The 12,502-nt window shown below is 65.5% G+C and carries 14 protein-coding genes; 4 read left to right on the forward strand and 10 right to left on the reverse strand.

The annotated features are described in order from the left end of the window. Nucleotides 1-106: 106 nt before the first annotated feature. Nucleotides 107-1,564: a cardiolipin synthase gene (gene cls, locus BLQ85_RS00820; protein ID WP_074574176.1), complete on the forward strand. Its 1,458-nt coding sequence runs from the start codon at nt 107-109 to the stop codon at nt 1,562-1,564. Between the two features lie 19 nt (nt 1,565-1,583). After that, complete coding sequence (sbcB, locus tag BLQ85_RS00825) at nt 1,584-3,053, forward strand: exodeoxyribonuclease I (protein ID WP_074574177.1); 1,470 nt, start codon at nt 1,584-1,586, stop codon at nt 3,051-3,053. A 9-nt stretch (nt 3,054-3,062) separates the two neighbouring features. On the opposite strand, the gene BLQ85_RS00830 is transcribed toward sbcB, so the two are convergent. Then, nucleotides 3,063-4,166 carry a saccharopine dehydrogenase family protein gene (locus tag BLQ85_RS00830; protein ID WP_074574178.1) on the reverse strand — a complete coding sequence of 368 codons (1,104 nt, stop codon included), beginning with the start codon at nt 4,164-4,166 and terminating at the stop codon, nt 3,063-3,065. Between the two features lie 154 nt (nt 4,167-4,320). On the opposite strand from BLQ85_RS00830, the gene BLQ85_RS00835 reads away from it, so the two are divergent. Then, on the forward strand, nt 4,321-4,752 hold the full coding sequence (locus BLQ85_RS00835; protein WP_074575079.1) for an Lrp/AsnC family transcriptional regulator: 432 nt from the start codon (nt 4,321-4,323) through the stop codon (nt 4,750-4,752). A 29-nt stretch (nt 4,753-4,781) separates the two neighbouring features. On the opposite strand, the gene BLQ85_RS00840 is transcribed toward BLQ85_RS00835, so the two are convergent. The 6 genes from BLQ85_RS00840 to BLQ85_RS00865 all read right to left on the reverse strand — a co-directional run bounded on the left by BLQ85_RS00840 (nt 4,782) and on the right by BLQ85_RS00865 (nt 8,962). Beyond that, nucleotides 4,782-5,603, reverse strand: coding sequence for an alpha/beta fold hydrolase (locus tag BLQ85_RS00840; protein ID WP_254779629.1), 822 nt, complete (start codon nt 5,601-5,603; stop codon nt 4,782-4,784). 95 nt (nt 5,604-5,698) lie between these two features. After that, on the reverse strand, nt 5,699-6,055 hold the full coding sequence (locus BLQ85_RS00845) for a hypothetical protein (RefSeq protein WP_074574179.1): 357 nt from the start codon (nt 6,053-6,055) through the stop codon (nt 5,699-5,701). A gap of 46 nt (nt 6,056-6,101) precedes the next feature. Further along, on the reverse strand, nt 6,102-6,770 hold the full coding sequence (locus tag BLQ85_RS00850; RefSeq protein ID WP_074574180.1) for a hypothetical protein: 669 nt from the start codon (nt 6,768-6,770) through the stop codon (nt 6,102-6,104). Between the two features lie 41 nt (nt 6,771-6,811). Further along, a complete protein-coding gene (locus tag BLQ85_RS00855) occupies nt 6,812-7,258 on the reverse strand; it encodes a DUF2628 domain-containing protein (RefSeq protein WP_217631791.1) in 447 nt (148 codons plus the stop codon). Nucleotides 7,259-7,340: 82 nt separating this feature from the next. Then, nucleotides 7,341-8,006 (reverse strand): glutathione S-transferase, encoded by a 666-nt coding sequence (locus tag BLQ85_RS00860; protein WP_074574181.1) that lies wholly within the window; start codon nt 8,004-8,006, stop codon nt 7,341-7,343. Nucleotides 8,007-8,014: 8 nt separating this feature from the next. After that, nucleotides 8,015-8,962, reverse strand: a complete 948-nt coding sequence (locus BLQ85_RS00865; RefSeq protein ID WP_074574182.1) for an oxygen-dependent tRNA uridine(34) hydroxylase TrhO — start codon at nt 8,960-8,962, stop codon at nt 8,015-8,017. Between the two features lie 266 nt (nt 8,963-9,228). On the opposite strand from BLQ85_RS00865, the gene BLQ85_RS00870 reads away from it, so the two are divergent. Then, nucleotides 9,229-10,440 (forward strand): extracellular catalytic domain type 1 short-chain-length polyhydroxyalkanoate depolymerase, encoded by a 1,212-nt coding sequence (locus BLQ85_RS00870; RefSeq protein ID WP_074574183.1) that lies wholly within the window; start codon nt 9,229-9,231, stop codon nt 10,438-10,440. On the opposite strand, the gene BLQ85_RS00875 is transcribed toward BLQ85_RS00870, so the two are convergent. From BLQ85_RS00875 to BLQ85_RS00885, 3 genes are all read right to left on the reverse strand, one after another. Continuing rightward, nucleotides 10,412-11,290 (reverse strand): alpha/beta hydrolase, encoded by an 879-nt coding sequence (locus BLQ85_RS00875; RefSeq protein ID WP_074574184.1) that lies wholly within the window; start codon nt 11,288-11,290, stop codon nt 10,412-10,414. The two genes, BLQ85_RS00870 and BLQ85_RS00875, sit on opposite strands and share 29 nt — an antisense overlap. Nucleotides 11,291-11,352: 62 nt before the next feature. Next, entirely contained in the window at nt 11,353-11,658 is a 306-nt protein-coding gene (locus BLQ85_RS00880) for an EF-hand domain-containing protein (protein WP_074574185.1), read from the reverse strand. 68 nt (nt 11,659-11,726) lie between these two features. Continuing rightward, entirely contained in the window at nt 11,727-12,260 is a 534-nt protein-coding gene (locus tag BLQ85_RS00885; protein WP_074574186.1) for a hypothetical protein, read from the reverse strand. Between the last annotated feature and the right edge of the window lie 242 nt (nt 12,261-12,502).

Raw genomic sequence — 12,502 nt, forward strand, 5'->3', positions numbered from 1 at the left:
CAAACCCGGGCGCTGAATTCCCGGCACCCACCCAAAAGGCCGGTAGCATCACGCTATCGGCCTTTTTTTATGTCCGCCAGCGCCGCCAACCCTTTCAGCCCCCGCCTTGACGCTCCCCGAACTCAGCTCCGAATGGAAAACCGGCCTTTCCCTGGCCTGGAGCCTTTACATCGCGGTGCTGTCCATCTGGATCGTGATGCAAAAGCGCGCCCCGGTGTCCACCATGAGCTGGATACTGTCGCTGGCCCTGTTGCCTTTCGCGGGCTTTGTCATTTATTACTTCCTCGGGCCCCAGCGCCTGAAAAAACAGCGCCTCAAGCGCCTGCGCAGCCGTGCCGGCGAGCGCGCGGGAGCGGACCTGGCCCTGCTGCGCGAGGCGGCTGAAAAAGCGCCCGCGGCGCTGCGGCAGATGGCGGCGCTGGGCACCGCCGCCTGCGGCCTGCCGGTGTCCAGCGCGACCTCGGTCAAGCTGCTCTCTGGCGGCGTGCGCACCTTTGACAGCATCTTCAAGGCCGTGCGCGGCGCGCGCGACCATGTCCACCTCGAGTACTACATCTTCGAGCCCGACCAGATAGGCACCCTGCTGCGCGACCTGCTGGTGCAAAAAGCCGGGGAGGGCGTCACCGTACGCCTGCTGGTCGACGCGCTGGGCTCCAAGCGCCTGGGCAGCAAGTTCCTGGCGCCGCTGCTGGCCGCCGGCGGCCAGGTCGCGTTTTTCCACGATACCCGCATAGGCCGGCGGCTGCGTCCGGTGACCAACTACCGCACCCATCGCAAGATCGTGGTTTGCGACGGCAGCATAGGCTTTACCGGCGGCGTCAACATCACCGACGAAGAAGACCGGCGCGCACGCCGCGACGCCTACCACGACGTGCACCTGCGCATAGAAGGCAGCGCCGTGCGCTGGCTGCAGACCACCTTCCTCGAAGACTGGGCCTACACCACCGGCGAGCCACTCAAAGGCGGGCAGCGCGACCTGCCGCAACTGCTGCCGCACCTGCAGCCCGACGCCGAGGCCGGCGATATCCCGGTGCAAATCGTCACCAGCGGGCCCGACACCACGCTGGAGCCCATACACCGTATGCAGGTCGCGGCCATCAACGCCTCCACCCAGCGCGCCTGGCTGACCACACCGTATTTCGTGCCCGGCGAGCCGGCCCTGATGGCGCTGACCAGCGCCGCGCTGCGTGGCGTCGACGTGCGCCTGCTGCTGCCGCGCCGCAGCGACAGCTTTATCGTCAGCGCCGCCGCGCGCTCCTATTACGACGAGCTGATTGCCGCCGGCGTCCAGGTCTGGGAATACAAGGCCCGCATGCTGCATTCCAAGACCCTGGTGGTCGACGACAACTGCGCCATGGCCGGCACCGCCAACTTCGACAACCGCAGCTTTCGCCTGAACTTCGAGGTCATGGCGGTGGTCTACGGCCCGGCGCTGGCTGGCCCCCTGGCCGAGCAGTTTGAAATCGACCTGCGCAGCGCCGTAGCCGTGCGCGCCCACAGGCCGCAGCGTTTCCTGATGCGGCTGGCCGACGCCACCGCGCGGCTGTTCTCCCCCTTGCTTTAAATCCTTTTCGAGACGCTCCATGGCCTCCCATACCTTTCTCTGGCACGACTACGAGACCTTCGGCATCAACCCGCGGCGCGACCGGCCCGCCCAGTTCGCCGGCATACGCACCGACGCCGAGCTCAATGAAATCGGCGAGCCGCTGATGCTCTACTGCAAGCCCGCCAGCGACTACCTGCCCGACCCGGAGTCCTGTCTGCTCACCGGCATCACGCCCCAGCTGTGCCTGGAGCGCGGCGTGGCCGAGCATGAATTCGCCGCCCGCATCGAGTCCGTGCTGGCCCAGCCCGGCACCATAGGCGTGGGCTACAACACCATACGTTTTGACGATGAGGTCACGCGCCACCTGTTCTGGCGCAACCTGATAGATCCCTACGCGCGCGAATGGCAGAACGACTGCGGCCGCTGGGATTTGCTGGACGTGGTGCGCATGTGCTACGCCCTGCGGCCTGAGGGCATCACCTGGCCGCGCAAGCCCGACGAACGTTTTCCGGACGATCCCAAGGTGACCCGCCCCAGCTTCAAGCTCGAAGACCTGGCGCGCGCCAACGGCCTGATGCACGATGCGGCGCATGACGCGCTGTCCGACGTGCGCGCCACCATCGCGCTGGCGCGGCTGATACGCCAGGCCCAGCCCAAGCTTTTCGACTTTGCCCTGAGCCTGCACAAAAAGGACAGGGTCGCCGCCGAACTCGGCCTGCCCACCAGCCCGCAGACGGCCCAGCCCTTTTTGCACATCTCCGGCATGTTCCCGCCCGAGCGCGGCTGCCTGGCCGTCATGTGGCCGCTGGCCACGCACCCCACCAACAAGAACGAGCTGCTGGCCTGGGACCTGTCGCAAGACCCCGCCGAACTGCCGCTGCTGGACGTCGCCACGCTGCGCCAGCGCCTGTTCAGCCGCTCCGCCGACCTGCCCGAGGGCGTGCAGCGCCTGCCCATCAAGTCGGTGCACCTCAACAAGTCGCCCATGGTGGTGCGCAAGCTGGCCACCCTGACGCCCGAGATGGCGGCCCAGTGGGGCGTGGACATCCCCGCGGCCCTGCGCAACGCCGAAAAAGCCGCAGGCCTGCCCGACATGAGCGCCATCTGGCCGGAAGTCTTCCAGCGCCCCAAGGAGGCCGCGCCCGACGTCGACGAAGACCTTTATGGTGGTTTTGTCGGCAACGCCGACCGTCGCCGCCTGAACCAGCTGCGCGCGCTGTCGCCCGCCGAACTCGCCCACAGCCGCACCGGCTTTGACGACGACCGGCTTGAAGAAATGCTGTTCCGCTACCGCGCCCGCAACTTCCCCGAAACCCTGTCGCCTGAAGACGCCGAACGCTGGGAGGCGCACCGGGTTGCGTGGCTGCTCGAAGGCGAGGGTGGGGCGCGCAACGTGGACGCGCTGTTTGCGCGCATAGACACGCTTTCGGAGACTGCCGATGAGCGCGGTGAGGCCATCTTGGGCTCGTTGTATGACTATGCCGAGGCGATAGCGCCCGAGCTCTAAGCGCAGTCCTCAGGCTGCGGCGCGTTCGGCCGGATGCTCGGCATAAGCCCTGCCAAAGCGGTTGGCCAGAAAATCCCCCAACGCAATCTCTTCCTGCCGCACAAACCCCTGTGCCGGCAGCTTGCCCGACGCCAGCAAATCCAGCACCGCACAGATGCCAGACGCAGTGGTGACCTGGATCGCGCTGCGCAGCACGCCGTCCACCACCTGGCTGTAGACCTTGTGCGCATAGGTTTCCTGCATCAGCCGGCCTTCGCGCTGGCCGCTCACGGTGACAAAAACGATGACCACGTCCTGCAGCGTGACGGGCAGGGCGTTTTCGAGCAGGTCCTTGAGCACGTGGCGGCGTTCGCGCAGGCGCAGGTCGTTCAGCAGCACCTTCATGATGGCCGCGTGGCCCGGGTAGCGTATGGTTTTGTAGTTGAGGTGGGTGACCTTGCCCTGCAGGGTTTCGCACAGCGTGCCCAGGCCGCCCGAGGTGTTGAAGGCTTCGTAGGTCACGCCGTCCAGCGAGAACTCCTCATGCTCGGCCAGCGGCGGCACCTGGCGCAGCACGCCTTCGACAATCGCCTCGCAGGGCTCGCAATACTCGTTGATGACGCCGTCGGTGCTCCAGGTCAGGTTGTAATTGAGCGCGTTCGACGGGAACTGCGGCAGCGCGCCGACCCGCATGCGCACGCTGTGCAGGTTGTCAAAACGCCGGCACAGGTCGGCCGCGACGATGGAGACAAAACCCGGCGCCAGGCCGCACTGCGGGATCAATGCCGTGCGCGCGCCCGCGGCGGCCAGCTCCTTCACGCGCCGCGTGCTCGCCACGTCTTCGGTCAAGTCCAGGTAGTGCACGCCTTCGGCCACGGCGGCCTCGGCAATCGCCGTGGTCAGGTGGAAGGGCGCCGCGCTGAGCACCGCATAGTGCCCGGCCAGCGCGGTGCGCAGGGCTGCCGGGTTGCTGATGTCCAGTGCCAGCCCTTGCACGCGCGGGCCGGTCTTGATGCCCGCCAGCGCCGCCGGCGAGGCATCGGCCACCGTCACCGAATAGTCCCGGGTGGCGCCCAGCAGCGCGGCAATCGCCGAGCCGATTTTTCCGGCGCCTGCGACCATGATCTTCTTCATAAGGCTCTCCTAAGGGAATGTGCCCCGGTGCGAGGCATGGCCCATTGTGGAAGCCCGGGCAGGCAGTTACCAGTATCAATTTAGACAAAATAACGTGATACTTTAGATAAACAGGCTATCTAAATACGCGATTTAACTATTTTGGATGAATGCCATGCAACTCGACGCCATAGACCAGACCCTGCTTGCCGAACTGCGCGACAACGCGCGCTGTCCCATGGCCCTGCTCGCGCGCAAGGTCGGGCTGTCGCGCACGGCGGTGCAGGCCCGCATCACGCGGCTGGAACGCGACAAGGTCATCACCGGCTATGGCGCGCGTACCGGCGAGGCCTATGAGCAATCGCAGGTGTCTGCCCACGTGATGCTTACCGTAGGCCCCAAGCTCACGGGCACGGTGGAGGCGGCGCTGCGCAAGATCCCCGAGGTGCGCTCCCTGCTGTCCATCAGCGGCGCCTACGACATGATCGCCATCGTGCAGGCCGGCTCCATCGAAAGGCTGGACGCGCTGATAGACGGCATAGGCCTGCTCGACGGGGTGGAGCGCACGCATACCTCGGTGGTGCTGTCCACGCGTATCCAGCGCTGAGGAGGGCGCGACCGCCCCGGCATGCCAACTTACAACTGCTGGAGGTATCGCGCCAGCACCGGGTTGAATTGCCGGGGCGCTTCAAGCGGCGGCAGGTGTGCCGTGCCTGGGATCACCAAGCCCTGGGCCGCGGGTATGCGCCGCGCAAGCAATTCGGATCTCTCCTGCAAGTGCGGCAGGTCAAGATCGCCCCACAGCACCAGCGTAGGCGCCTGGATTGCCTCCACGCGCTCCCATGCCGAGGGCTCCTCGGACGCCGCACCGGGGCTGGCGGCACGCAAGGCGGCACCGTTCATCGAAAGAAAGAGCCGTCGAGCCTCGCCGCCTACCCGATTGGGCGGGCTTAAAGGGCCGTCCAGCCACAGGCGCGCCTGCAGTTCATTCTTGGCATCGAGGTCTCCCCGCGCCGCGGCATCGCTGATCGCATCCATCAAGGCCTTGACCGGATCGCCATATTGCGCCGGTGGCGCGCCGCTGACGCCGGGCGCAACAAGAACCAGGCCGCCCACCCGGTCAGGTCTGGCCAATGCCGCGTCAATGGCAACACGGCCGCCCAAAGAGCAGCCGACCAATACTGCCCGGTCATAGCCCAGGGAATCCATCACCGCCCAAAGATCGGCCACATTGGAATGCGGGCTTGGATGCAAGGTGCGCGACTCCCCGAAGCCCCGGCGGTCATAGCTGGCGACCGGATGTGTTGTGGCCAGCAAATCCCACTGGCTTTGCCACATGCGGCTGTCCGCGACGTTGGCGTGCAGGAAAAGTACCGGCATACCGGTGGCGCCATGGTTTGACGCATGCGCCACGGCCAGCAAGGCGCCTTGGACTTCAACCCAGGTCATGGTTTTCATATCTGTGACGAAGATTTGCGCAGACGGATTTGAGTACCCCTAGGCTTGTAGCCGGCCAAACTCGATGGCATTTGGCCATTTCATGCAGGGGAGTTTCACGGTTTGGCCGGTGGTTTCAGCAGCGTTCCGGTACGACCGTCGACGATGGCGACGGCATGCGAACTCACGAAAAGGGATGGTACGGCACCGAAATTCTGCAGGAGGTAGTACGCGTCCTGGTCGGCAAAGTAAGTGCAGTTGTAATCGGCTTGGCAAAGATGCCCGAACGACGAGGCGACTTCCTGGGGCGAGATCTTGAAGTGCGCCGGCTGCGAGAAGGCGGGATCGGGAACAAAAGCCCGGTTTCCGCGCATCTGGGCGATACCCGCCTTTTGGTAGCGTGAGATGTCAACCGGAGTGACGCAGGCTGAGAGTAGCGTCAGCACGACCAGGGCGGTGAGTATGTTGCGCATGGGGTGTTTTATGGCTTCAGGTGGATGCATTTATTTGACTGCCGGGCTAGTCGTCGTTCACAACAGACCATATTCCTGCCTTCAACTCAAGGCGCTTGGGACACGACTTTGCTTCAAGCAGGTCCGGGTTGCACCGGCCCGCGACCTTGACGGTCGCAGGCCCGCTCCATCGCACGTCGACAGGGCTCCAGTCGCTGGCGTCCGGCCCGTAGGTGTACTCAACGCGGGCTCGGCCTTTCCGCAATTCCCAGACCTCTACGCCGTTGGCGCCATAGCGTGCCTCACCGGCCGCCGAGAACGTTACGGCTCTCTTGTGGTCGGGTGACACGGCGGGAAACCCCAGCATGGGGTATTGCCGGCCGGTGATGTGGTCGATGGCAAGGTAGCTGCTGCCTTCCCAGAGGTGGGCGTAGAGAACGTGAAGCCGGGCATCGGCCAGGTAGGTGAGGTAGATGTAGCTCACGTCCTGGTCGCTCTCGTTGTTCCTGTCTCTCAGTCGCACGGTCTTTTGGGCAGTGCGGATGCTCAAAAGCGGGCCCGCTCTCGAAAAACGGAGGGATATTGCCGACTTCGCCTGGATGCGTTCTATGGTCTTGGCGCAATCAAAAGAAGGCTGCTGGTTCTGGCAATGCGCCAGAAGTTTTTGATAGGCCGGTGCCTCGGCCTGGGCTGGGCCGGCCAGCAAGGCGAGGGGCAGCAGAAGGAGGGGACGCATGGGTGGGAAGCGCATCAATGCATTGCCCGCAGCACCCGCGCCTACCACCAGCCGTTTTGCCCGAGCACCATCTTCTTGTAGTAATCGATGTTCGCGCGCACGGCGAAGATGGCCGCAACCCCATAACCCAGGGAGTTGCTGAATCGGCCCAGGCCAGCCAATTCCAGCAGCACGCCGAGGATCACCACAAGCACCAGGCACACCACAAACAGGGTGATGGCTTTTTTCCACATGCCCTTGGCCAGGTAATAGAAAGGGCCGAGCAGGAAAGGCAACACGCCGAAGTTGATCTTCATGCGCTCGCCGAAGCTCAAGGCCTTGAACTGCGGCAGCTTCACGCCACCGGCTTTCTCGATGATCCGGAACCGGGTTTTCCAGGTGTCGGACACAGGCAAGTTGTCGATGTCCGAGGCAACAAGCGGCTCAGCCACATCGCCGACGGGTGCTTGCGGCGGCGCAAAGGGATTGGGTTGCGTGGGCTGGTTCAAGAAATTCCTCCCGGTGGTGGCTGGCCTGGACGGCGGCGCTGCCGGTTGTGTGACCGGTCTGGGCGTCGCTGTGTGCTTTATATCAGCATTGAACCTGGGCGTTCGTTTCCCGCCACGGCGCATGTTTGCCCATCACACCCGCATACAGCGTACCGGCCTCAAAGCCCGACAGCCAGGCCTGCAGTCTTGGCCAGGCTTGCGCGGCGAACCATACGGCATCGGTGTGGGCGAACTGGCGCACAAAGGGCAGCAGGGCCATGTCGGCCAGGCTGGCGCGCGCGCCGAACAGCCAGCCGTCACCCAGCATGCCGTCCAGCCTGGCCAGCCAAGCCGCGCCTTCCGTCCTGTGCAGCAGCGCAAACGCCTGCACATCACCGGCCGATTCGTCGGGATAACGGTTGGGGTATTTGTAGCGGTCCAGGTGGCGCTTGAACTCGCCGTCGTTGTGGCCGACCAGCGCGAGCATCTCGTCCATGGAGGCATGCGGCGGCGCAAGCCAGCCCTGCGGGTCATGGCGCCGCAGCGCCCACAGCATCACGTCCAGGCTCTGGTCTATCACCGTGCCGTCAGGCAGCACCAGCACGGGCACCGTGCCCTTGGGCGAGGCGGCCAGCAGTTCGGCCGGCTTGTCGCGCAGCACGACTTCGCGCAATTCGTAGGGTTCGCCGCTCGCGGCCAGCGCCAGGCGGGCGCGCATCGCATAGGGGCAGCGGCGAAAGGAATACAGGACGGGCAGGGCGCCGCTCATGGCCACGGTCAGGCGCCGGGCTGGCGCACGCCTATGTGCGCGGCCTGGCGGTTTTCGGCCAGTTCGACCTGGCGCTGGCGTTCGCGATAGCCGGCTTTTTGTTCGTCGCTGGTTTTGCCGTGGCAGTGCGGGCAGCTCACGCCGAGTTCATACAGCGGCGAGCGCCGGTCTTCCTCGCTGAGCGGGTCGCGGCAGGAGCGGCACAGCGTGAAGCCGCCGGGCTTGAGCCCGTGGCCCACCGAGACGCGCTCGTCAAACACAAAACACTCGCCTTGCCAGCTGCTTTGCGCCTCGGGCACGGTCTCCAGGTATTTGAGGATGCCGCCTTCGAGGTGGTAGACCTCCTCAAAGCCCTTGGAGCGCAGCAGCGCGGTGGATTTTTCGCAGCGTATGCCGCCGGTGCAAAACATCGCCACCTTGGGCTTTTTGCCGTCGCGCTCGGCCAGCTTGCCGCCCTCGGCCATTTCGCGCTCCACCCAGCCGGGCAGCTCCGAAAAACTGCCGGTGTGCGGGTTGATCGCGCCCTCGAAGCTGCCAATGGAGACTTCATAGTCGTTGCGCGTGTCGACCAGCACCACGCCGGGCTCATGGATCAGCTGGTTCCAGTCCTGCGGCTTGACGTATTCGCCGGCCATCAGCGCCGGGTGGACCTCGGGCACGCCCATGGTGACGATCTCGCGCTTGAGCCGCACTTTCATGCGGTAAAACGGCATCTGCTCGGCCCAGGCCTCCTTGTGCTCCAGCTTCGCCAGGCGCGGGTCGGCGCGCAGATAGGCCAGCACCGCATGCACCCCCTCAGGCAATCCCGCAATCGTGCCGTTAATGCCTTCAGCGGCCAGCAGCAGCGTGCCCTTGACGCCATGCGCCTCGCAATGCGCGAGCAGCGGCGCCTGCAGCGCGGCGAAATCGGGCAGCTCAACGAATTGGTACAGGGCGGCGGTCAGGAACTGGGACATGGAGAAAAAGCGGAGTCAATGGATGCCAACAGGCGTTTCGGGAGGCGTAAGCCAAGCCTGCAATGGTAACGGGCAGGACTTTTACGCCCTTGAAAGCCGGATTTTGTGACGAAAAGCACCAGATTCAAGCCGGCGTACCCCGTTTCAGGCACCTTTCTGATGGACATTTTGCTGCGATGCAGCAAAATAACCGTGTACTTATTAAACGGATGCCGACAGGCCCCGTGCCGGACATCTCCCATGACCCCCCAAACCCAGACCCATCCATGTCCAAAAGCCTGAGCAGCCTCTGGCTGAAAAGCATGCGCCGCGTCAGCAAGGTCCAGCAGGCGGAGGGATTGCGCCTGTTCAAAAGTTTGTTGCCCAAGGCCGCGCCGGCCAGCAGGCCGCGCAAGCCCCAGCTCAAACTGGTCAAGCCTGCCGCGGCCCAGCCCACCCGGAAAGCGCGCCGGCCTACGGCGGTGCAGGCGCGCGCGGCCGCCGGTCTGCCCGGTACCTGGCGCAAGGCCTGGTTCACTTTGCCGGGGGACGGCCTCTACACCGATGCGCGGCGCATGATGTACTGGCTTTACCTGCCCGCCGCCGCGGCCGGGGCGCCTGATGCCGCCCCCGCGGCGCCGCGCCCGCTGGTGGTCATGCTGCACGGCTGCCGGCAAACAGCGGCCGACTTCGCGGCGGGCAGCCGCATGAACGCGCTGGCCGAGCGCAAGGGCTTTGCGGTGCTTTATCCGCAACAATCGGCCGCGGCCGATGCCCATCGTTGCTGGCACTGGTACAGGCGGGCCACGCAGCAGGGCGAGGGTGATGTCGAAGTCATCGCCGCGATGATTGCCCAGGTGCAGAACAAGCACGGCCTGGACGCCTCGCGCACCTACGTCGCGGGCCTGTCGGCCGGCGCCGCGCTGGCCGCCATCGTGGCTTTGCGCCACCCGCAGCTGATCGCGGCCGTGGGCATGCATTCGGCGCCGGTCTTCGGCACCACCCATTCACCCTTCAGCGCCTACCGCGCCATGCAGCACGGCTCGGGCTCGTCCTACGGCGCGGCCGCGCGTTTTTTTACCAGCCAGCAGCCAGAGTTCCCGGGCATGCCGGCCCTGCTGATTCACGGCGACCACGACAGCGTGGTGCGGCGGGTCAATGCCGACCAGCTGGCCGAGCAGTTTGAAATCATCAACGGCCCGGTCATCACCCAGGGCGCGTCGCGCGAGGGGCCTGTGGTGCGCCGCCACCCCGAGCGCCGCGGCGGCCGGCGGCCACGCCATGCCTACCAGACCTCCACCTGGTACGCGGGCCGCAAGCCGCAGCTCGTCAAGTGCGATGTCGACATGCTGGGCCACGCCTGGAGCGGCGGCGATGCGAGTCTCGAATTCAACGAACCGCATGGGCCCGATGCCTCGCTGCTGATGTGGACCTTCTTCAGCTACCACCGCCGCGCACCAGTGCAGCAACCTAAGGACGAGGCAGCAGGCTCGCCATAAAGCCGTCGACGGCCTCGGTGTAGGCACCGGGCAGGCCCAGCGTGCTGTTGACCTGCTCATGCGTGAGGTCCTGCGGCAGCACGCTCGCGCGCACGCCCTTGGCCATCACCTTGGCGGCAAAATCGCGCGACTGGGCGCATGAGCCGTCGGCCCGCTGTGTCGAGCACACCAGCAGCATGGGCGTGGCGTCCGCTGCGAGCACCGTGCTGGGCGACACGCTGCGCCAGTAAGCCGGGTCGGCGCCGAACACCTTGTCGTAAAAGCGCATGTGGCGCGCCCGCATGATGCGTTCCAGGTCCAGCGCCGCGCTGTCGAGCGCGACCGTGCCCAGCCAGGGGCGGGCGCCGGCCTCGCGCGCCAGCGCCGGCGAGGCCGCCAGCAGCGCCACCAGGTGCGCGCCGGCCGAATGCCCCATCAGGATGAACTTCGCCGGGTCGCCGCCCCAGGAGGCCGCCAGGCCCTGCGCCTTGGCCAGCGCCGTGGCCACGTCGCGCGCCTGCAGCAGGGGATCGGCCTGCGGCATCAGGCGGTAGCCCACCGAAACAAAGACGTAACCCTTCTGTTTGACCCAGTAGACCACCTTGTTGTCCACCACCTTGGGCATGGCCTTGTTGCCCACCATCCAGGCGCCGCCGTGCACCATCACGATGACGGGCGCCTTCGCGGTGCTGCCCGTGGCTGAGGTCGGCAGGTAGACGTCCATGCGCTGGCGCTCGTCCTGGCCGTAGGGCAGGTCGGCGATGCGGCGCACGCCTTCGGGTAGCGCCGGCGCGGCCAGGCTCAAGGTGGCGGACAAAAGCAGCGTCGCGACAAGGCCGGCATGCCGAGCCTGGGTGGCAAGAAGCGTCATCAAAAATCTCCAGTCAATCAGCGTCCGGTGGGACGGAAAGAACGCAAAACCACGCATGCGGCTCAGCCGGCCGCCTTGCGCGAGCCTTTTTTCGACACCAAAAAGGTCTCGATGTCGGCCAGCGAAATGCTGCCGCTATGGCGGGTGTCGATGGCATCAAAGTTTTTGTACACCTTGGGCATTTTGGCCTGCGCTTCTTCACGTGTCAGCTTGCCGTCCTTGTTGGTGTCGGCCGCGTCAAAGCGCTTTTGCAGTTCGGTGCGGGCTTTTTCCAGGCGGCCGGCGTTGGGCGACTGGGCGTGGGCCAAGGTGCCCAGTGCCAGCAGGGACATGATGGAAAGCGCACGGAGGTTGAAGGTGGGGGTCATGAAAGTGCTCCAGATGATGATTGGAAAGGTGTTGAAGAATCCGGTTCGGCAAAAAAAGCCGGGCCCGCTCAGCGCAAGGGGCAGCTCATGGCCGTACCCGTGGCGTCATAGCAGGTCGTGCTGCGCGTGACGCCGGTGGCCTGGTTATAGGAAGCCGTGCTTTGCACGCTGTTGCCGGTGGCGGCGCTGGTGGCCGTGGTGTTGCGGCTGGCGTTCACGCTGCCGTCGGCGGTTTTGCTGCTGCTGCCGCTGCTTTCCAGATTGCCTTTGGCGCCGGTGGCGGCAAAGCTGCCGCTGCGCTGGGCCGAGCCGTCCGCGCTGCGGCTGGCCTGGCCGGTACGCACGGCGGTGGCACCGTTGGGGCCTGTGGTGGAGGCGCTGCCCGCGGTGCTGGCATTGCCTTGCCCGTCGGTGCTGGTGCTGCGGTTGCGCACCCGTGTGCCGCCGTTCGGGCCGTGGCGGTTGACGGCCGTGGTGGCCGAGACGCCGCCGTCGGCATTGGCTCGCACCACGTGGCGGGCGGCCGCTTCGGCATGGGTAGCGGAAAAACCTGCGGCCAGCAGGGCACAGGTCAGGGCGGTGGCGGAAAGTGTGATTTTCATGGTGAACTCCTGGAAGCTTGGGGTTTGAGAGCTTTCGGCGCTGCGCAAACCTGTATTGCAGCGCCGTGACGCCACTGTGGCCGCCAGATGTGAACCAGGCATGGCGGCAAGCGGCCTCTTGATGACAAGGCATGAACAAACCCCGGCTTTGTCATCGTTTGTCATGATTTGCCGGACGGCCGGCTTCGCGCGGGCCGCTACCATGGGGGCATCTTTCTTGCGTCGGGATGATTTCGTATGCT

The organism is Polaromonas sp. JS666 (assembly GCF_900103405.1).
In the GTDB taxonomy this organism is placed as follows: Bacteria; Pseudomonadota; Gammaproteobacteria; order Burkholderiales; family Burkholderiaceae_C; genus Polaromonas.